An 18,330-nucleotide genomic window follows, 5' to 3' on the forward strand; every position below is an offset into this window, starting at 1 on the left:
GCCACCAGCTCGGGGTCGGTGAACGGCGCCAGATCCATGTACCACACCCCGTCGCTGAACTCGCCGTCCATTGCGGCCGCGAGCTGGATCGCCAGCCGGGTTTTGCCCACCCCGCCCGCGCCGGTCAGGGTCACCAGCCGGTGCTCAGCCAGCAGCTCGCGCAGCTGGGTCAGCTGCGCGTCGCGGCCCACGAAACTGGTCAACTGCACCGGAAGGCTGGCTGCAGCAATAGCTTTCGACGTGCGCGGCGGCGGGAACTCGTTGACCAGGTCGGGATGGCACAGCTGCACCACCCGCTCCGGGCGGGGCAGATCACGCAACGGGTGGGTGCCCAGATCGGTCAGCCAGACACCCTCAGGAAGCCGATCGACCACCAGCGGTTCGGTCGCTCCCGACAGCACGGTTTGGCCCCCGTGGGCCAGATCGCGCAGCCGTGTGGTGCGGTTGATGGTCGGACCGGCGTAGTTACCCTCATCGCGCAGCTGCACCTCACCGGTGTGCACCCCGATGCGCAGCCGGATCGGGGCCAACGGCGCCCGCTGCAACTCCAGGGCAGCGGCCACCGCATCCGAGGCGCGCGCGAACGCCGCCACAAAACTGTCGCCCTCGCCCTGCTCGACCGGGCGCACACCGTCATGGGCGGCGATGACATCGCACACGATCTGGTTCAGCCGCGCGATTGCGGCGGTCATCTCGTCGGGTCGGGTCTCCCACAGCCGCGTCGAGCCCTCGACGTCAGCCAGAAGCAGCGTCACCGTGCCCGTCGGCAAAAGCCCGCTCACGCCCAACTCGCTCCAGTTCACCAACGACGCATCCGCGCGGGGATCGATCTCGCTCATGGTAGCCAGCATGCGGGCACCACGAGCCCCAAAACATCAGCGAAAATGCGCACATTGTGGCCCGTCGCATGCGTATCTACGCTCCCGCGGCAGGTCGACGACCAGTTGGCATCGAAACCATAAGCCTTGCTTGCCGAATGCAGCACCAAATCGGCATCAAGAGCCAGGATCGCCGCCTTGTTATTGGTCTCCACGATCCCGGTATTAGGGCGCCCCACCAGGGCTCCGCCGTCGACACCCACTTTGTCGGGCGAGTAGACAAAACCCCAACAAGATCGAACTCGGGGTTGTCGATGACCTCGGCAAGCTGAACCGATCCCACGGGACCGGTGGCCCATTGGATTACTCGGATGGTCTTCACTTGCGCTCAGACTCGTTGCGCGGCAAAGGCATTTTTGGGAATGGTCAACGGAAGGTCGACTGCGCTTAACAACCCGGGCGCGGCATCGACGACGTATGGCACGGCGTTGACGACGCGCATCGCGGTGGCCACCATAGCGCCGGCCCCGGAGGTCATCGTGGCGATCCCCGCCCGCCCGGGGTTGCGCAGGGTTGCCGCCATGGTGCAGTCGATGTCGGGGTCGCCGGTGATCACCACGCGGTAGGACAGGTCGCCGATACCAGTCGGCCAGTCCGGAGCGACGCCGTGAGCCAGCCGCGTGACGTGTTCGACGATTATTGCCTCGCGGCCGTCAACGACGCCGATCGCCTTCATTCGAATCGCGCCGCACGTCCCCGCCTCGACCGTTCCCATAGCGACTTCGAGGGTCTCGTTAGTCACGGCGCGATCAAAGTCTTCGCGTATCTCTTGGACCTCGACACCCAAGGCATCGCCGATCAACCGGAGTTGACCCGCCCACTCGCCGGCGATCGCGCCCGGAAATGAGATCCAGGGCTGGTAGTCCAGGGGTTGGCCAAACCCCAAGCCATTGATCATGATTTCGGGTACGCCGTAGTCGTCATACAACCCGATCTCGTAGGAGTGGATCGTCTCGATCGAGGACGATTGCGTGGACAGGACCAGCGGCAGGTAGTCGGCGGCGAATCCGGGTTCGATGCCCGATGCGTAGAGCGATACCTGTCCTTGTTTGGCCGCGGCGACCAGTTGCTCGCGCCACTCGGAAGGCTCGTAGGCGTGCGGATTAACCAGCCGAGTAGTGCTGGTGGTGACGACGTTGATACCTGCTCCGAGTAATTTCACGTAGTCCGGAATCGCAAGGGCATCGCGTTCAGGTCCGCTGGCCGCATAGATCACGCAATCGGGCTTGAGGGCGATCAAAGCATCCGCATCGTTGGTTGCTGCCACACCGATCGGATCACCGTTGGACAGCTCGCCGGCGTCCTTGCCCACCTTGTCCTCGGAATGCACCCACACTCCGACGAGGTCGAGGTCGGGGCGGTTGGAGATGGTGCGAATAGCGATAGACCCGATCCCTCCTGTTGCCCACACCACCACGCGGTATTTGCCTGCGCTCATCGCTTCCTCCTGAATTACGTTGACGCTCTTATCGTCTTGACGGGCAGTCGGGCCCAGCCCCGCACACTGGACGTCCGCGCCCTGCTCGCATGCTCGTAGTCAACTTCCCAGTCGGTCCACCGCTTGAACACCTCTTCGAATGCGACCCGCGCTTCCAGTCGCGCCAGCGACGAGCCGAGGCAGAAATGCAATCCCTGTCCGAAGCTCAAATGTGTTCCCTTGCGGTGGATGTCGTACCGGTCTGGGTCAGAGAATCGGGTCTCGTCGCGATTGGCCGACGCGTTGAGCAACAGCATGTAGGACCCTTCGGCCACTGTGTTTCCGTAAAGCTCGGTGTCCTGGGCGACGTAACGCGCCTGCACCGGTGATGGTGGCTCATATCGCAGTGTCTCCTCGACTGCGGAGGGGATCAGCGAGGAATCGGCGACAAGTTCTCTTCTCTGGTCTGGGTTCTCACCGAGCAATTGACCCATGAACCCGATCAGCCGAGCCGTGGTTTCGTTGCCCGCGCCGGCGATCATCGCGGTGTAGGCCAGAACTTCGGTGCGCTCGAGGGAGCGCAAGGTTCCGTCTGGCTCTTCCACCTGTGCATTGAGCAGCTCTGTCATCAGATCATCGGAAGGATGTGTCGCTCTCCACTCGATGTAATCGGCGAACAATGCGATCGAATCCTCGACGGCCGTCGGGCTGATCCCACCGCCCTCGGAGTCAACGGTGATGCTTTTGTCGTTGCGATCGCGGATCTGTTGTTGGCCCTCCTCGGGGATACCCAGCAGGTAGCCGATCGTCCGCATGGGCATGATTGCGCCGAGATCGGCGACGAAGTCGAAGCCGTCCAAGTCACGAAGCGGATCCAGCGCGCGCGCACACAAGTCACGAACCAGTCCTTCTACCGCCAACATGCGGCGAGGGGTGAAAACCCGCGATAACAGACGCCGGTGCAGGTCGTGTAGCGGTGGGTCCTCCCATAGCAAGATGCCCGGTGGTATGTCGATGCCGGCGAACAAGACGTCGGCGGTGGTGCCTCGTCCCGAGCGATATGTCTGCCAGTCGTGCAGGGCTGGTGCGACGTCGTCATAACGACTGAGCGCGTAGAAGTTTAACTTGTCGTTGAAGTACAGCGGGGCTTCGGCGCGCATCCGTTGCCAGATGGGATACGGATTGTCATCGATGCCGTGGTCAAACGGGTCGTAGTACAGCTCGACCGTTGAGTTACTCGCCACTGATCTGCCTTCTGCTAGCGGGGCTGGTTCGGGGTGCCCGGGAATAGTTGTTCTGTGGGTCCTGCCGTCACCCAACCGCTCAATTTCGTAATGAGATGGGGCGCAAAGACCGCGCCGTAAACCAGGTGTCCGACGACGACGACGGCGACGACGGACAGGACCGACGATTGAACGCGACTGGTCGACCTCTTGTCGGCCCACATCTCGATGACGTTGCGGCCCTCGGAGTCGGTGCGTCCGAGGAGATAGGTGAAGACCATCATCTGCACGCCCATCGCCAGGGAGTCGTAGAGCGGGTACTGGTGCTTTGTCCCCTCCCACAGTGCGAGCCCGGGGATCACATAGCCGTAGTAGAAGTTGCCGAGCCGCGCGCCCGTGATCGCGTTGAAGAAAAACGCCCAGCAGAAGCCGACGGCAAGGCCGACCGTGAGGAGGGTGATCGGCCTGCGCCAGTGGAATTTTGCGCTCAGCCATCGCCCGAGGGCGGCTCCGGTCAGGGCGGGCAGCACGAAGTAGGAGACGTAGCCGATGGGCACCGACGACGGCAGCCCTCCCCACGTCACGTTCAGCGGCCACCAAGACGGCATACGGGGCAGAGCGGGCGGAAACTGCGCATACATCGCCCAGTCGTAGGGTGACTCGATCCATGAGAACGAGAGCGCCGAGATGCTCAGAAGTAGCAGCGGGTGCAGGCGCCGGCGGCGATAGCTCAGATACACCCCGATTAGGAGAAACGCGGTGCCCGTGACGTAGGCGAAGTACATGGCCCCCGCCATCAGCGGCGTCATGAACGGCGCTCCTGGCTCGGGGCTTTGCGCGCTTCCGGGTCGTAGCGAAGAACCAGGCCGAATACCAGAGCGATCAGTCCGAACAATGTGCCTAGCATGATCACAGCGCCCACGTCCGTACCCTTCTCGATGCGAGCTCGATCTTTAGATAGTGCCGACTATCCTAAATCCAGTCAACCACCGAACGCGGTTCAAGGAGTCAACAACCGTGTCCCAGCGACCTTCCGCCAAAAAGCAGGCCGAGGCGCAGACGCCGGCCCAGGGTTTGCGTCGGCCGCGCGGCGCACCACGGAAGCTTCTGCTCGCCGCCGCCCGCGACCTCTTCGCTCGTCAGGACTACCGCAGCACGACGACACGTGAGATCGCCGAGGCCGCTGGGGTGACCGAACATCTGCTGTTCCGCAACTTCGGTTCGAAAGCAGGACTATTCCGGGAAGCCCTCGTCTTGCCCTTTACCGGATTCGTCGACGACTTTGGCAGCACGTGGGAGTCGGTCGTCCCCGAGGAGACCGACGAGAAGGAGCTGGCTCGGCGCTTCGTCGGGCAACTCTACGACGTTTTCGTAGAACACCAGGGCCTGCTTTTGACGCTTATGGCGGCCGAGGCTCTCAACGAGGAGGAAATGGCGGAAGCCGGCATTGCCGACATCAGGCGGGCCCTCACCGTGCTCAGCCAGATCGGCGCGGAGGGCATGCGCATCCGAGGCATGCGTTCCAGCAAGCCGGACCTGCCGGCTCACTCGACAGTTGCGATGATCGCCGGCATGGCCGCATTGCGCTCCACCTATTTCGGAACCGAACAACCGTCGAGAGAAGCCATTGTCGAGGAACTCGTCCAGGCGATTCTGCACGGGTTCCTGCACCGGCAAGACTGACGAGCTCAGCGCTGCCGGTTACCCCGGCGACTACGTGTTCACCTTGGTGGTGTTTGCTAAGCGTCTAAGCGGCTGAACTCAGCAGCTCGGTACAGCTGTACACACTCGGCCCGTCTGACCTTGCCGCTTGTGGTAATGGGAATCGAGCCAGGAGAAACCAGAACGAGATCCGCCACGCTTAGTCCATGCGAGGTCGATATCGCCGAGGTGACTTCACGCTTGACGACACCCAGCTGGCCAGCCGCATCCTCGTCGGTGGCGCCCCACATGTTGAGTTCGATGATGGCCACCAGCTGCTCGATGTCATCGTTGGGAACCGCGATCGCCACGCAGCGGCCTCGGGTGATCTCCTGAATCGTTGCCTCGATGTCATCGGGAGAGTGGTTGCGCCCGTACACGATCAATAGATCTTTGATGCGGCCGATGATGAACAACTCGCCCTCAGAGATGAACCCCGAATCTCCGGTTCGCAACCACCGCTCTTCGGATGTGCCGGCCGACGCAGCGACGAGCCTTCCTCCGAAGGTGCGCTGGGTCTCAGTGGGCCTGTTCCAATAGCCGTCGGAGACGTTGTCGCCGCACACCCAGATCTCACCGACCGTTCCATCTGGACACTCGGTCTGGGTCTCAGGATCGACGATCCGCACGGCGGGTGGTGGACGCAGGGAGTAACTGACCAGTGGTGTGCCCTTCGTGCCCGGGCACCGCTCGGCGAGGCCGGCGGAAAGTTTGTCGGACTCGAAGTGAACGATTTTCGGTGCCTCACCGGCACTGCTGGTCGCCACGTACACCGTTGCTTCTGCCAACCCGTATGAGGGGCGTAACGCCTTGGCGTGCAGATTGAAGCGGGCAAACCGGTCAACGAAGCGTCGCAGCGTTGCCTCGTGTATCCGTTCGCTGCCGCTGATGATGGTGTGCACGCCGCCGAGATCAAGCCCGGTCATGTCGTCGTCGGATATTTTGCGTGCCGCCACTTCGTAGGCGAAGTTCGGTGCCGCCGAAAATACGTGAGAATTGCTCGCCATCAACTCCATCCACCGGGCCGGCCGCTGCAGGAACGCCATCGGGCTGGTGAGCACCGTCCGAAATCCACCGAGGATGGGTGCACAAACTCCCAGAAACAAACCCATGTCGTGATAGAACGGCAGCCACGACACGATAGTTAAGTCCGATGGTGCCACGCCCCCGCGGTCCGCAAAGTAGCCGGACATCAGCTGCGTGAAATTGGCCAGCAGGTTCCGATGGGACATCATGACCCCAGCCGGTCGGCGGGTTGATCCAGACGTATATTGCAAATACGCAGTAGTTGGATGGGTTGCATCGCCAGCATGAGATTGCATGGGAGAGTTGAGATTCAGCAGATCAACTTCGATGATTGATGGGACGGGTTCGCCGGGCTGCGCCGTAACATGCTGGACGACATTGCCTATGACAGAAGAGGTCGTGAGAACGATAGTGGGCGTGGCGTCGCGCAGCACCGAATCAACACGTTCATCGGTAGCGCCGCCCAGCGGAACCAAGAGCGGAACCGCGATGAGTCCAGCCTGCATTGCGCCCAGAAAAGCAACAATGTAGTCGACTCCCTGCGGCGCTAGTATCACGGCGCGGTCACCGGCTGATGCGCGAGATCTGAGTTCCTGTGCCACGTTCAGAACTCGTCGATACAACTGCAACCAAGTCAGGGTTTCGGCAACACCGGCCGGATCCTGCTCGTAATCGATGAAAGTGAATGCCGTGCCGTCGGGCTGCAGATTGACACACTGGCGCAACATTGCGGGAAGGGACTGCTCAATCACAGGAACACACCACCTATTGGATGTCCGTTGGGATTAATGGGATTAGCGATTACCCGGAGGCGCGTTGCTCGTGAGCGGCCCGTAGGATCGAGCCGGCGATCACGAATGCGGGTTTCGCGCGGTCACCTGCCTCGATGGGCAGGTTGGCGGCGCAGCGCAGCACCATCAGGGCGAGCGCGCTGTAGGTAGCGTACGAGACGATCAGCAGGTTCGCGCAAGCGTCCCCGCCGTTGACGGTCATTACGTGCTGGCGTTTGTGTTCCCATCCTGGCCAGTTGAGCTCAGGTGGTCGTTGTAGCGGCGGCCAATTGACATCGATGGAGCTGATGTCTCCGAGCATGGGAGTCAGGACCGCAACGAGATTGGGTAATTCATTGGTGATGCGGTCTGCGCGTGGCCACCACGCGCCGTCGATGTCGCGGCCGAGCTCGCGAGCCACCGACAACCGTACGGGATTGGCTCGCCGTCGACACCCGACCAAATACGTCACCGCAGGCGTCGCTGTCGGCACCCGGTGCACCCGATGATCACGTGGCGGGTCTGGTGCCCGAGAAAGCCGGGCGTCCGATACCTGGTGGTAGCGCCGCGGCCAGGGCTGCAGAATCCACGGGTGGTTCCTTCATGGTCGGCATCATCTGCCCAGCGGACGCGGGGCGAACGGAGGAATCACATTGCCCATGGGTGCGGTCCCCGCCGAGTCGCGGTGCACCACCGCTGACAACGAAACGGCTCGTGCCTGACGTTACACCACCACCGGCGTTTCGACGGTCCAATGGGGGCAGACCCTCGGTGCAAAACCAGCCCTCGGACTCTTGAGGAGCCACGACAGCGCCCGTCGCGACCTATTCGAGGTCACAGATCTCCCCGCACCTCGATGAACCCCACTGCGTCACGCCAACGGTGTACCGGGTGCTTGGTGCGATGAAAGGCGATTGGCCCGCCGCGGCGCCGTGCAATCCGCCCGTTGATGGGCGGCTACACCCCATGCCGCGGCAAAACCGCCCATCCCAGCGACATCGACCGCGAAAGAAGCACCCGTGGACTTCTAGAACGTTGTCATTATTTCTTGAAGTACCTGCGCACCAAGTCGTCTTCCCCGAACGTGCCCGTGTGCTGTAGGCCCTCGGTATCCTGGCTGAAAAATGTCCACTGCCGCGGAGCTATCTGCGGCCCGCCGATCAGCCTGACCGTGCAGCGGGCGGCGCTGGGTTGAGTCGTGCCGATAATGTCACCGACCTTGATCTGCGACGGGTGAATCTCGGGTGCATCCCACCAGTCCTGTACTGCCACCATCTCCACCCATCCTCACCTGTGTTGCTACTACCGTACCCGCGATTCGCGTCCCACACCGACGCACGGACCAATTGGCCCACTGAGGTGAGCATCTGGGCGGGTCGGCGTGCGCACGGTTCGTTCAGCCGCGGCGCGGCTCGACGCCGGTCATTCCCGGGAATCGTTCGCTGTGGCCGTGGAATCCAACCGCCCGACAACAGCGCGGCTGCGACCGTCGCTGGTCCCCGTTCACAAACCCATCGCAAGTGGCATGAAAATGGCCCCCGGAGAAGTCTCCGAGGGCCATTTTCGCTGGTAGCGGGGACAGGATTCGAACCTGCGACCTCTGGGTTATGAGCCCAGCGAGCTACCGAGCTGCTCCACCCCGCGTCGGTAAATGCAAGGTTACCGAATGCGTCCAAAGGTCGCCAAATCGCGGGTCAGCCTCTGTTCAGTGCGAGGGCGGGTTGAGCCCGTACCGGGCCACGATGTCGTCATCCAGTCCGGATATCCGTAGGTCAGCCCGTACTTGTCGGCCAGTTGGCCGAATTCGGGCAGCTCATGCAGGACCTTGCCCACCGGATCGTTCGCGTGCCCGACGAGCAACTCACCGAGCTCCTGGAAATAGTTCTCGAAGCCGCCAGGAGTGATGACCTCGACGATGCGACCGGGCTCGCTGCCCGCGTTCCACACCGCGTGCATTTGGCCGCGCGGCTTGCTGATATAGCCACCGGGACGGAGGACTACTTCACCGTCGTCGGAGCGGAAGCCGATCTCGCCTGCCAGCACGATCGAATGCTCGTCCTGGCGGGTGTGCCGGTGCGCCGCGGTGATCAAGCCGACCCCTAAGGGATGCTCGACGATCGTGATACCTCGCCCCCGTTGGACTTGCTGGATAGCTTGAACACCGCACCAAAGCCAGGGACAGCTACGTAATCGCCTTCCCCGGGCTGCACGACCGCGACCCCCATTCCGTTTACGTCGGCCACTGACGTACCTCCTCGTGTCGTCAGCCGGATCCGGATGCCTCCCGTAAGCCGCGGTTCGACGAAGCGGGCCGGGTTACTTGGTGTTGTTGAACTTGGTGATGGCGTCTTCGAGCCGCTGCAAGGCCGCACCGTACGCGGCGAAATCACCCTTCTTCTGCGCGTCGCGCGCTGCACCGATCGCGGCCTGAATGTCTTGCAGCGCAGCGGCTTTGGCTGGCGACAAGGTGGCCGTCGCGTCGGGACCCGGCGGTACCGCCGCCGCCGGCGGTGGCGGCGTTCCCGGTCCGCCCGCCGGCGTCGGGGCACTCGCGGGCGGGTTCGGGTTCGGCGGACCACCGGTGTCGGTGGGCTCTATTCCTGTTGCGGCGGCGGCCGCACCGGGCCCGAACAACCCGGTGAGAGCGTCACCCACGGTCGGGCCGTACCCGATCTTGTCGTTGTACATCATCGCCACCCGGATCAGGCGCGGGTACGACGACGCGGCGTCGCTGGCTCCCGGGGAGGCGTAGACGGGTTCCACGTACAGCAGTCCACCCTGGGCCACCGGCAGGGTCAGCAAGTTGCCCCACTTGATCCGGTTTTGGTTGTCACGCCCGATTACACCGAGGTCCTGTGACACCGCGGGATCGGTCGTGATCGCGTTGTTGGCCAGTTTCGGACCGTTGACCTGGCCCGGGATGGTCAGCACCGTGATCTTGCCGTACGTCGCGGGATCGGAGCTGGCGCTGATGTAGGCGGCCAGATAGTCGCGCTTGAACCTGTTCATCGCGCTGGTGAGCTGGTATGACGCCGAATTGTCGTTCTTGAGAATGTTTTTCGCGACGATGTAGTAGGGCGGCTGATAGCTGCTGGCTGTCGGATTCGGATCCAGCGGCACGTCCCAGAAATCCGAGGTGTTGAAGAATGTCACGGGGTCGTTGACGTGGTATTTGGCCAGCAGCATCCGCTGCACCTTGAATAGGTCTTCGGGATAACGCAGATGCTCGGCGAGCTCGGGTGCGATGTCGCTCTTGGGCTTGACCGTGCCGGGGAAGACCTGCATCCAGGCTTTCAGCACCGGATCCTGTTCGTCCTGCTGGTAAAGCGTGACCGTGCCGTCGTAGGCGTCCACCGTGGCCTTCACCGAGTTACGGATATAGGAGACCTGCTTCTCGGGGGCCAGCCGGTTGAACGCCACCTCGGTGGAATCCGCGGTCGCCGCCGACAGGGAGGTGAGTTCGGAGTACGGGTAGTTGTCCAGGGTGGTGTACCCGTCGAGGATCCACACCAGTCGCTTGTTGACGATCGCGGGGTACACGGCGCTGTCGGTCGTCAGCCACGGCGCCACCGCCTCTACCCGCTGCGCGGGATCGCGGTTGAACAGAATCTTGCTGTTTGAGCCGATCACGCTGGAGAACAAGAAGTTTCGCTCGGCGAACTTCGCGGCGAACACGCTGCGGGACAGCCCGTTACCGATCGGCACGCCACCGCTTCCGGCGTAGGTGTACCTCTTGGTTTCGGTGTTGGTCTCGTAGTCGTATTCCCGGTCATCACCGTTCTTTCCGACGATCGCATAGTCGGCCGAAGTGTTGGAGAGCACCGGACCGAAGTAGACCCGCGGCTGATCCAGCGGGGCCGGCCCGTCGGACACCACGCTGCCGTTGGCCCCGACGACGTTGACCAGGAACTGGGGGTAACCGCCATTCTGATTCGGGTCGTTGGCGATACCCCGCACGGTGTTGGCCGGTGATGCGATGAATCCGTTGCCGTGGGTGTAGACGGTGTGCCGGTTGATCCAGTCCCGTTGATTGTCGATCAACCGATCCGGGTTGAGTTCGCGGGCGGCGACGACGTAGTCGCGCAAGGCGCCGTTGCGGTCGAGGTAGCGGTCGATGTTCAGCTGGTCGGGGAAGTAGTAGAAGTTCTTGCCCTGCTGGAACTGGGTGAACGCCGGGCTGATGATCGTGGGGTCGAGCAGTCGGATGTTCGAGGTGGTGGCGCGGTCGGTGGCGACCTGCTGGGCGTTCGCCGGCGCGTCGCCAGTGTAGTTGCGGTAACTCACCACGTCTTCGGTCAGACCATAGGCTTGCCGTGTCGCGAGGATACTTCGGCTGATGTACTCGCTTTCCTTGCGAGCGGCATCGGGCTTGACGCTGATCTGCTCGACGATCAACGGCCAGCCGGCACCCACGATCAACGACGACAACAGCAACAGAACCAGGCCGATGGCAGGAATCCGCAAGTCCCGCAGGGTGACTGCGGAGAACACGGCGGCTGCACAGATCAGTGCGATCACCATCAGGATCAGCTTGGCCGGCAGCACGGCGTTGATGTCGGTGTAGCCGGCACCGGTGAACGGCTTGCCGCCACGGGTATGCGACAGCAGCTCATACCGATCCAGCCAATAGGCGACGGCCTTGAGCAGCACCAGTGCACCCACCGCGGTGACCAACTGGATACGCGCCGAGCGGCTGACCGCACCGGCACGTCCCGACAGTCGGATGCCGCCAAAGATATAGTGCGCCACCAGGTTCGCCACAAACGCGAGAAATGCCGCGACGAACAGGTAGCTGAGCACCAGCCGGTAGAACGGCAACTCGAACGCGTAGAAGCCGAGGTCCTTACCGAACTGTGGGTCCCGAATCCCGAAGTTGCCGCCGTGCAAAAACAGCTGGATCCGTACCCAATAGCTTTGCGCGACCACGCCGGCCAGCAGTCCGATCGCAGCCGGGATCCCAATGCCCAGCAGTCGCAGCCGCGACATCACCAAAGCGCGATACCGCGCCACCGGGTCGTTGTCGCTACTCGGGACGAAGACGGGTCGGGTGCGGTAGCCCAGCGCAAGGCCGGCGAACACGATGCCGCCGACCAGCACCCCGGCCACCAGGAACACCACGATGCGGGTAACCAGCACGGTCGTGAACACCGAGCGGTAGCCGAGCTCACCGAACCACAGCCAGTCCACGTATGCGTCGATCAATCGCGGACCCGCCAGCAGCAACACGATCACACCCAGTGCGATCAGGATCAGAATCCGGCTACGCCGAGTCAGTTTCGGCATCCTCGCGGTGGGCCGCATCCCCACTAGCTACGCTCCCTGCTCGATGTGTAGACGATCACAACTCTACGCACCCGACACGCTCCGGTTTCGGTCTGATTCGACTGGTTCGCTAACAACTCGGCGGCTGTCCCCCGGACGTCACGGCATGCAGCGCGTCCACCGCTTGGCCGAGGGTCTCGACCTTGACCAATCGCAAGCCGGTCTGGTTATCGGATGCCGCCTCGTAGCAGTTCTTGGCGGGTACCAGGAACACCGTGGCGCCTGCCGACCGGGCCGCGACCATCTTGTGCGCGATACCGCCGATTGGGCCCACCTTGCCGTCGATGCTGATCGTGCCGGTGCCCGCGACGAACGTCGAACCCGCCAAGTCACCGGTGGTGAGCTTGTCGACGACCGCCAGGCTGAACATCAATCCCGCCGAGGGCCCACCCACGTTGGCGAGGTTGAAGTCCACGACGAACGGCGCCCATGGCGCGTCCAGCACCGCGACACCCATGAAGCCGTAGTCGCGATCTTTGTTGGTGCCCAACGTGATCTGCGTCACGCCGGCCGGCTCGTTCTTGCGCCGATAGTCGATGGTCACCACTTGGCCGGGCTTGGTCTTCTTCAGGTATGCCGTGAACTGCTCGACATTGGCCACCGGGGTGCCGTCGACCATGTCCAAGGCGTCACCAGCCTTCAACTTGCCTGCCGACGGACCGGGATCGCTGACCGTCGCGGCGGTAACTGCCGACGGGTACTTCAAAAACCCCAATGCCGCATACTCGGCGCTGTCCTCGGAGTTCTTGAAATCAGTGTTGTTGGCCTTGTCGACGTCCTCGCGCGACTTCCCCGGCGGGTAGACGAGGTCACGGGGCACCAGCTGTTCTTGGCCGGACAGCCACAGCGTCACGGCCTCGCCCAAGGTCAGATCGTCACGCTGGGACACCGTCGTCATGTTGAGGTGACCTGACGTCGGGTGGGTTTGCGTGCCTTCGATCGCGACTACTTGCTTGCCGTCGACCTCACCCAGCGTGTCGAAGGTGGGACCGGGCCCCAGCGACACAAACGGCACCGTCACCACCGCGAGCAACACGCCGAATACCAGGACCGGCGCCAGCGCGACCATCAAGGTCAGAATCCGCCTGTTCACGCCGCTTACACTAGACGGACCCGGCCGGGGCCGGTTCAGCTACGAGCGTGACCGGACATCGCACGTTCTGTTCCGCCGATGAGTACCGTTGACGTTATGGCTGACCCGCCTTTCGGCTTCTCCTCCGGAGACGACTCCCCCAAAGACGAGTCGGGCCGCGAGAAACACGGCAAAAACGATCCCGATTCCGGCTCGGGCGCGTCAGACCCGCTGGCCGCATTCGGCATCAGCGGCGACTTCGGCATGGGCGACCTGGGACAGATCTTCACCCAACTGGGTCAGATGTTCAGCAGCGCGGGCACCGCCATGGCTTCGGGCACCCAGTCGGGCCCGATCAACTACGACCTGGCGAGCCGGGTCGCGTCGAATTCGATCGGATTCGTCGCGCCGATCCCGCCGACGACGCACGCGGCGATCGCCGATGCGGTGCACCTCGCCGAGACCTGGCTGGACGGCGCCACCGCGCTGCCCGCAGGCACCAGCAAAGCGGAAGGGTGGAGCCCCAGCGACTGGGTCAACAACACCATGGAGACCTGGAAGCGGCTGTGCGATCCGATGGCCGAACAGATCTCGACGGTGTGGGCGGCGTCGCTGCCCGAGGAGGCCAAGACCATGGCCGGCCCGCTGCTGTCGATGATGTCGCAGATGGGCGGCATGGCGTTCGGCTCGCAGCTCGGCCAGGCGCTGGGCCGGTTGTCCCGCGAGGTGGTGACCTCGACTGACATCGGTCTGCCGCTGGGGCCCAAGGGGGTGGCCGCGATAATGCCCGACGCCCTCGAGTCCTTCGCCGCCGGACTCGAGCAGCCGCGCAGCGAGATCCTGACATTCCTGGCCGCCCGTGAGGCCGCGCACCATCGGCTGTTCAGCCATGTGCCGTGGCTGTCGAGTCAACTGCTGGGCGCGGTTGAGGCCTACGCCAAGGGCATAAAGATCGACATGTCCGGGATCGAGGACTTGGCGCGCGACTTCAATCCGGCCTCGCTGTCGGACCCCGCGGCCATCGAGAACCTGCTCGGCCAGGGAGTTTTCGAGCCCAAGGCGACACCGGCGCAGACGCAGGCGCTGGAACGGCTCGAAACGTTGCTCGCGCTGATCGAGGGCTGGGTGCAGGTCGTGGTGACCGCGGCGCTGGGCGAGCGCATTCCGGGCGCGGCCGCGCTCGGCGAGACACTGCGCCGGCGCCGGGCCAGCGGCGGTCCGGCCGAACAGACCTTCGCGACGCTGGTCGGCCTGGAGCTGCGGCCCCGCAAGTTGCGGGAGGCCGCTGCGCTGTGGGAGCGCCTGACCCAGGCCGCCGGCGCAGACGCGCGCGACGCCATCTGGCAACACCCGGATCTGCTGCCCGCCGCGGACGATCTCGACGATCCGGCCGGCTTCATCGACCGGGTCATCGGCGGCGACGCCAGCGGTCTGGACGAGGCGATCGCCGAACTCGAGCGAGACAGCGACCGTGAGGACCCGGGCTCCGGCGGCCCTGTGGATAACTGATCTGAGCGCCCGTCCCGGGCGTGGCACAGTCTCGAGTCATGCCGCGCGCCGCGCTTTCCCTCTATGCGCTGGACCCCACGATGCCGCGTCAGCACCGTGCAGAACCCGGCACCATATTCGCCGCCACAGGGACGCCGCACCAACATTGGTCCCCATAACAATGACGACGAAACAGGCCGACGCGACGATTAGAAGCTGGAAATCGAGTACCGAAATACGCGTGTGCCTGGCGCGGTCCGCAAGAAAAATTCCGCATAATCCGCATAGGGGCTGAGCAGAGAGGAAGTCCAATGGCTGAAGCTGCTCTATGCACAGTTTGGGGAGACCCCATACCTGGGCGGGAGAAGCAAGCCCTCAATATCTACAACGAAGCGATGCAGTACTGGGCGGGTCTTCAGCAAAAAGGAAAAATCGAGCGCTTTGACGTGACCGTTCTCGCGTTCTCCGGTGGAAATGTGGCCGGATTGCTTGTCGTGCGCGGCACCGCGGAGCAGATCGACTCAGTGCGCCGTAGCAAGGAGTATCAGCGACACGTCGCCCGTGGACAGCTCGTCGCCTCTCATGTCAGCGTCGCCAACGCTTACGTTGACGAGGGACTCGCCCAATTTATGGGCTGGTACCAGAAAGTGATCGAACTGGCCGTCTGACCAGGGTTAAGCGGAAAACGAAATCGCCCTAGCCCGCGTCTGAATAGTTGATGGGGCCGCCCTGCTCTCCTCGGCTGCGGCTAGGTCCATTGTCAAAATAGGCCCGGCCCGTCATCCCGCTTGCCAACGCCAGGACGGCAGTGCCACCCATGAGAACCCAAGTGCCTGGATGATTACTAGAGGGAATCACTTCCGGGTGCGCAGCGCGGTTGTCGCGCAGCAGAATCCGTGCACATTGGCCCACCTTGATCGTCGGGCCGCACCAAAAGCACTTCTGCTGTAATTACCTCGCCTGGTGTGGCACGCCGGTGAGCAGAAGTTCCATGCTGCGCCGCGGCGCTTCACACAACATGGCGGAGAGGGCGGTGCTTAGGGAGCCGCACGTGCCTGCGGCCCTTCTGTACGGCCTGAACGACCTCATCGGCCACCTTCTCGCGGGGGACGTCGACCGTTAGCCGCGTGCGGTAGAAGCGTCGGAAGGCCTCGGCCGTCGGCTCATAGTCCTCGGTTCCGGCCAGCATGTCGGTAGGGATCGGCCCGAGTTCTACGAGGGTGGTGCCGATGGGCAAGCCGCGGAGGTCGGCCCGCAGCCCTGCGGTGAAGTGGGAAAGCGCTGCCTTTGATGCGCAGTAGGCGACGAGGCCGGGCATGACGCCGCAGCCAGCCAGCGAGGAGATGTTCACGATGTGACCGCCGCCGCGCCGCAGCATCCGGAAGTGATCAGCACTCGCTTCCCGCGTATCTCCATGGTCGGAGGGTACGCGCGCCGTCGGTGCCACTGCGGCGCCGTCTGGCGGCACTGGTGCTGGCCAACGACCCCACATTTACGAGCTGCCTGGAAAATCACTAAACGGAATTACCCAGTAGGCGTTGCCGCTGTTTCCCCCAATCGGGGGACGCGCGATTTATCCCACGACACCGGCTGGTCGGCGGACTGACACCGCTGAACCGCGTCGGAAGAATGGTCTTTGGGGCAATCGACTCGACGTTCCTAACCGGGCTGAGCTGTGGGCGGTGCTCGTGGCTCGCCACTTTGAAAGGCTGCCCACCCAGCACCGCACACACAACGAGCTGCTCGACGAGCGAGCGGCAGCGCTCTCGCCTTTGGTGGAAACGGAAACATTTAGGAGAGCCGCGTATGCGCGACCTCGAGGTGATCGACTGCGAACTGCGACTGTTTCTCGCGATTCGCAAGATGGCCCGTGCGGCAGAAGGTCGCACGCCAAATACGGCGCGGATAGACGCGCTGCTGAACGAGCGAGCGGCGGCCCAATTCGCTGTTGGATCAGGCCAAGGGCTCAGCTAAGCCTTGTAGCTGTAACTCCATATACCCATGCCGGGCATGGTTGGGTGTGGCACGGACCCAAACCGGGCGGTAGTCCGCGTGGGCCTTGAGATTCAGCGTCTCCTCGATGTGTCTTTAGGCCTGTCAAGTACGCAGCCTCTATGGTGGTCCCTGGGGCAACTCGAGCTTGAAGCTGTGCGGCTCCATAGCGCCCCGGACGATACGCCGCACTGCCGAACGGCCATTCTTTCGGTGACTCGGCTACGGTCGACCTGGCCGCAATATTTCCGAGAACGAACCCAATGAGGTCGGAACATGGCGGAAAGACCCCCTCTTCGGGACCCGGAGCCAAACTTGGAGCCGCCCACCGAGGAGTTAAAGCTCATCGGGACGCCTCGAATCGAGGAGACCGATGAGTCGGTCTACAGCGTGCACATTGAATTATCCCGCAAACTCACGGCTGGCGAGCAGGACTATGTCGCGGGATGGGGTACGCCGCCTCGCAGCCCGGCTGGCTGGGTCAAAATTGAGCGGGATCTGAGGCATTTGACTGTCACCGAGACCACCATCGAGAAGGTGGGACAACATCGCGACTCGCTTCGGGAGATCGTTTCCAAGATCGCCGCTGAGGGTGAGGAATACCGGAAGCGCGCCGTTGAGGCACGGCACCAGGCAGGCGAGGAAGGTGCAGCCCGCCAGGCAGAGCGCGAGAGGAGAAAGGACCTCGCAAACGAAATCAAATTCGATTAACGGGTTGGCGAAAAGGCCCGGCTCCCGCAGCTGCCTGGGCCATTCTTACTTACGAACACCGGCGGTGGCCTGCTGGCCAACCGAGTGCTTTTCGTCGTCTGTGCGAGCACTACTTGCTTTGCCGCGACCGGATCCCGGTGACGGGAACACCACGGCCGGCACAGCGGTGGACCACACCAACCAGCTGGGTGAGTGGGTGAGGTAGTACGCGAGCGCCTGCAGTCCGAATGCCACACCGAACGCCACATACGCGGCCGCGCTGTAACGCCGGCGCGCTGGCTTGTCGCCCCACGAGTAGGCGAGTAGCGCCAGCGCGATCACAAAGAGCACAAGCTCACCGCATGACAGGTATCGCGCCATTAGCTGCCTCCCAAGGGCTAGTTCGGGCCTGCTCGTCCTTGTCCTCGGGCAGTCTGGCTACCAGCTCGTCAACGTTAACCGAGTTGGCCCCGTTTGCCAGCAGTCTGGGCGGCGAAGACGAACCGAATGTCAGGGCCGGCCCGACGGCGGTGCTGTGGATAACTGAGCGGAGCGTTTGCGTCCGGCGTGGCACAGTCTCAAGTCATGCCCCGGGCCGTCTCCGCTCTCTATGCGCTGGACCCGGCGATGCCGGTGCTGCTGCGACCGGACGGCGCAGTGCAGGTGGGCTGGGATCCGCGCCGGGCCGTGCTGGTGCGCCCACCCTCGGGCCTGACGGCCGCGGAGTTGGCCGCGCTGCTGCGGTCCATGC

17 protein-coding genes, 1 tRNA gene and 3 pseudogenes are annotated in these 18,330 nt (G+C 63.4%); 7 read left to right on the top strand and 14 right to left on the bottom strand.

Annotated elements, in window-relative coordinates; all coding sequences use genetic code 11:
* From ACLP9N_RS01895 to ACLP9N_RS01915, 5 genes are all read right to left on the bottom strand, one after another.
* A partial coding sequence (locus ACLP9N_RS01895) for an adenylate/guanylate cyclase domain-containing protein (protein WP_442405827.1) occupies positions 1–782 on the bottom strand: 782 nt, incomplete at its 3' end.
* 53 nt (positions 783–835) lie between these two features.
* Positions 836–1,033 carry a hypothetical protein gene (locus ACLP9N_RS01900; protein ID WP_442405813.1) on the bottom strand — a complete coding sequence of 66 codons (198 nt, stop codon included), beginning with the start codon at positions 1,031–1,033 and terminating at the stop codon, positions 836–838.
* Positions 1,034–1,206: 173 nt separating this feature from the next.
* Positions 1,207–2,316 (bottom strand): NAD(P)H-dependent amine dehydrogenase family protein, encoded by a 1,110-nt coding sequence (locus tag ACLP9N_RS01905; RefSeq protein ID WP_442405814.1) that lies wholly within the window; start codon positions 2,314–2,316, stop codon positions 1,207–1,209.
* 14 nt (positions 2,317–2,330) lie between these two features.
* Positions 2,331–3,539, bottom strand: a complete 1,209-nt coding sequence (locus ACLP9N_RS01910) for a cytochrome P450 (protein ID WP_442405815.1) — start codon at positions 3,537–3,539, stop codon at positions 2,331–2,333.
* Between the two features lie 14 nt (positions 3,540–3,553).
* Positions 3,554–4,315 (bottom strand): spirocyclase AveC family protein, encoded by a 762-nt coding sequence (locus tag ACLP9N_RS01915; protein WP_442405828.1) that lies wholly within the window; start codon positions 4,313–4,315, stop codon positions 3,554–3,556.
* 220 nt (positions 4,316–4,535) lie between these two features.
* Here ACLP9N_RS01915 and ACLP9N_RS01920 point away from each other — a divergent pair, with 220 nt between their 5' ends.
* Entirely contained in the window at positions 4,536–5,201 is a 666-nt protein-coding gene (locus ACLP9N_RS01920) for a TetR/AcrR family transcriptional regulator (RefSeq protein WP_442405816.1), read from the top strand.
* A gap of 56 nt (positions 5,202–5,257) precedes the next feature.
* On the opposite strand, the gene ACLP9N_RS01925 is transcribed toward ACLP9N_RS01920, so the two are convergent.
* From ACLP9N_RS01925 to ACLP9N_RS01935, 3 genes are all read right to left on the bottom strand, one after another.
* Positions 5,258–6,997: an AMP-binding protein gene (locus tag ACLP9N_RS01925; protein WP_442405817.1), complete on the bottom strand. Its 1,740-nt coding sequence runs from the start codon at positions 6,995–6,997 to the stop codon at positions 5,258–5,260.
* A gap of 49 nt (positions 6,998–7,046) precedes the next feature.
* Positions 7,047–7,436 carry a DUF5994 family protein gene (locus tag ACLP9N_RS01930; protein ID WP_442405818.1) on the bottom strand — a complete coding sequence of 130 codons (390 nt, stop codon included), beginning with the start codon at positions 7,434–7,436 and terminating at the stop codon, positions 7,047–7,049.
* 620 nt (positions 7,437–8,056) lie between these two features.
* Positions 8,057–8,287: a hypothetical protein gene (locus tag ACLP9N_RS01935; protein WP_442405829.1), complete on the bottom strand. Its 231-nt coding sequence runs from the start codon at positions 8,285–8,287 to the stop codon at positions 8,057–8,059.
* Between the two features lie 91 nt (positions 8,288–8,378).
* On the opposite strand from ACLP9N_RS01935, the pseudogene ACLP9N_RS01940 reads away from it, so the two are divergent.
* A pseudogene (locus ACLP9N_RS01940) lies at positions 8,379–8,477 on the top strand (hypothetical protein); the annotation flags it as partial.
* Between the two features lie 105 nt (positions 8,478–8,582).
* On the opposite strand, the gene ACLP9N_RS01945 reads toward ACLP9N_RS01940, so the two are convergent.
* The 4 genes and pseudogenes from ACLP9N_RS01945 to ACLP9N_RS01960 all read right to left on the bottom strand — a co-directional run bounded on the left by ACLP9N_RS01945 (position 8,583) and on the right by ACLP9N_RS01960 (position 13,430).
* Positions 8,583–8,659 (bottom strand) — tRNA-Met (locus ACLP9N_RS01945).
* A gap of 61 nt (positions 8,660–8,720) precedes the next feature.
* Positions 8,721–9,240, bottom strand: a pseudogene (locus tag ACLP9N_RS01950) (cupin domain-containing protein).
* A 91-nt stretch (positions 9,241–9,331) separates the two neighbouring features.
* The gene (locus tag ACLP9N_RS01955; RefSeq protein WP_442405819.1) at positions 9,332–12,322 is read right to left on the bottom strand and encodes a UPF0182 family protein; all 2,991 of its coding nucleotides are present in this window, start codon (positions 12,320–12,322) and stop codon (positions 9,332–9,334) included.
* A gap of 85 nt (positions 12,323–12,407) precedes the next feature.
* A complete protein-coding gene (locus tag ACLP9N_RS01960; protein WP_442405820.1) occupies positions 12,408–13,430 on the bottom strand; it encodes a YlbL family protein in 1,023 nt (340 codons plus the stop codon).
* Between the two features lie 78 nt (positions 13,431–13,508).
* Here ACLP9N_RS01960 and ACLP9N_RS01965 point away from each other — a divergent pair, with 78 nt between their 5' ends.
* Both ACLP9N_RS01965 and ACLP9N_RS01970 read left to right on the top strand, forming a co-directional pair.
* Complete coding sequence (locus tag ACLP9N_RS01965; protein ID WP_442405821.1) at positions 13,509–14,918, top strand: zinc-dependent metalloprotease; 1,410 nt, start codon at positions 13,509–13,511, stop codon at positions 14,916–14,918.
* Between the two features lie 290 nt (positions 14,919–15,208).
* The gene (locus tag ACLP9N_RS01970) at positions 15,209–15,565 is read left to right on the top strand and encodes a hypothetical protein (protein WP_442405822.1); all 357 of its coding nucleotides are present in this window, start codon (positions 15,209–15,211) and stop codon (positions 15,563–15,565) included.
* A gap of 341 nt (positions 15,566–15,906) precedes the next feature.
* Here ACLP9N_RS01970 and ACLP9N_RS01975 read toward each other — a convergent pair whose 3' ends face one another.
* Positions 15,907–16,344: an SDR family NAD(P)-dependent oxidoreductase gene (locus ACLP9N_RS01975; protein WP_442405823.1), complete on the bottom strand. Its 438-nt coding sequence runs from the start codon at positions 16,342–16,344 to the stop codon at positions 15,907–15,909.
* Positions 16,345–16,703: 359 nt separating this feature from the next.
* Between ACLP9N_RS01975 and ACLP9N_RS01980 the strand changes: the two genes are divergently transcribed.
* Both ACLP9N_RS01980 and ACLP9N_RS01985 read left to right on the top strand, forming a co-directional pair.
* Entirely contained in the window at positions 16,704–16,871 is a 168-nt protein-coding gene (locus ACLP9N_RS01980) for a hypothetical protein (protein WP_442405824.1), read from the top strand.
* Between the two features lie 333 nt (positions 16,872–17,204).
* Entirely contained in the window at positions 17,205–17,600 is a 396-nt protein-coding gene (locus ACLP9N_RS01985) for a hypothetical protein (RefSeq protein ID WP_442405825.1), read from the top strand.
* A gap of 45 nt (positions 17,601–17,645) precedes the next feature.
* Here the strand turns inward: ACLP9N_RS01985 and ACLP9N_RS01990 are convergent, their stop codons facing one another.
* The gene (locus ACLP9N_RS01990) at positions 17,646–17,960 is read right to left on the bottom strand and encodes a hypothetical protein (RefSeq protein ID WP_442405826.1); all 315 of its coding nucleotides are present in this window, start codon (positions 17,958–17,960) and stop codon (positions 17,646–17,648) included.
* A 204-nt stretch (positions 17,961–18,164) separates the two neighbouring features.
* Here ACLP9N_RS01990 and ACLP9N_RS01995 point away from each other — a divergent pair.
* A pseudogene (locus tag ACLP9N_RS01995) lies at positions 18,165–18,330 on the top strand (cyclodehydratase); the annotation flags it as partial.

This window comes from Mycobacterium sp. (assembly GCF_052144515.1).
Lineage (GTDB): Bacteria > Actinomycetota > Actinomycetes > Mycobacteriales > Mycobacteriaceae > Mycobacterium.

Bases quoted from the DNA above. Each gene is read 5' to 3' on its own strand.
- ACLP9N_RS01905 (WP_442405814.1), bottom strand. From the start codon at position 2,316: ATGAGCGCAGGCAAATACCGCGTGGTGGTGTGGGCAACAGGAGGGATC.
- ACLP9N_RS01915 (WP_442405828.1), bottom strand. From the start codon at position 4,315: ATGGCGGGGGCCATGTACTTCGCCTACGTCACGGGCACCGCGTTTCTC.
- ACLP9N_RS01965 (WP_442405821.1), top strand. From the start codon at position 13,509: ATGAGTACCGTTGACGTTATGGCTGACCCGCCTTTCGGCTTCTCCTCC.
- ACLP9N_RS01970 (WP_442405822.1), top strand. From the start codon at position 15,209: ATGGCTGAAGCTGCTCTATGCACAGTTTGGGGAGACCCCATACCTGGG.
- ACLP9N_RS01980 (WP_442405824.1), top strand. From the start codon at position 16,704: ATGCGCGACCTCGAGGTGATCGACTGCGAACTGCGACTGTTTCTCGCG.
- ACLP9N_RS01990 (WP_442405826.1), bottom strand. From the start codon at position 17,960: ATGGCGCGATACCTGTCATGCGGTGAGCTTGTGCTCTTTGTGATCGCG.